This window comes from Herbaspirillum rhizosphaerae (genome assembly GCF_001189965.1).
Lineage (GTDB): Bacteria > Pseudomonadota > Gammaproteobacteria > Burkholderiales > Burkholderiaceae_D > Herbaspirillum > Herbaspirillum rhizosphaerae.
This window is the reverse complement of the sequence record NZ_LFLU01000044.1, coordinates 1-505: the sequence shown is the minus strand read 5'-3', so window position 1 is coordinate 505 and position 505 is coordinate 1. Positions and strand designations below refer to the sequence as shown.

Below are 505 nucleotides of genomic sequence, written 5' to 3'. Positions count from 1 at the left end.
ATCCTTCAAGGCCAGGATGGAGATGACCGCTTGAACGGCGATGCGGGCAACGACATTCTGGATGGTGGCACCGGCAACGACTACCTCAATGGCGGTAATGGTGCCGACGTGTACCTATTTGGTAAAGGTTCAGGCCAAGACACCATCTACAACTACGACAGTGACGCAGTCGGCACCAATGCCGACACCATTCTGCTGGGAGTCGGCATCACCACCTCCGGCGTGACGATTACTCGTCAATACGATGATCTGATCATCAGCCTCAATGGCCGCAACGACTCCTTACGCGTGCAGTCTTATTTTAACGCCGACGGCGCATCGAACAATGTAGTGGAAAATCTCAAGTTCGACGACGGCACAGTGTGGGATGTCGCCACCATAAAAGCTAAGATGATCACTGCCACAGTGGGCAATGACACACTGAAGGGCTACGCCACCAACGACACCATTAACGGAGGAGATGGTAACGACATCATCTACGGTCAGTCAGGTGACGACACGCTCT

General features: G+C 53.5%; 1 protein-coding gene. It reads left to right on the top strand.

What is annotated here, in order from left to right:
- Positions 1–30: 30 nt before the first annotated feature.
- On the top strand, positions 31–505 hold a 475-nt coding region (locus AKL25_RS23580), incomplete at its 3' end, for a calcium-binding protein (RefSeq protein WP_276203024.1).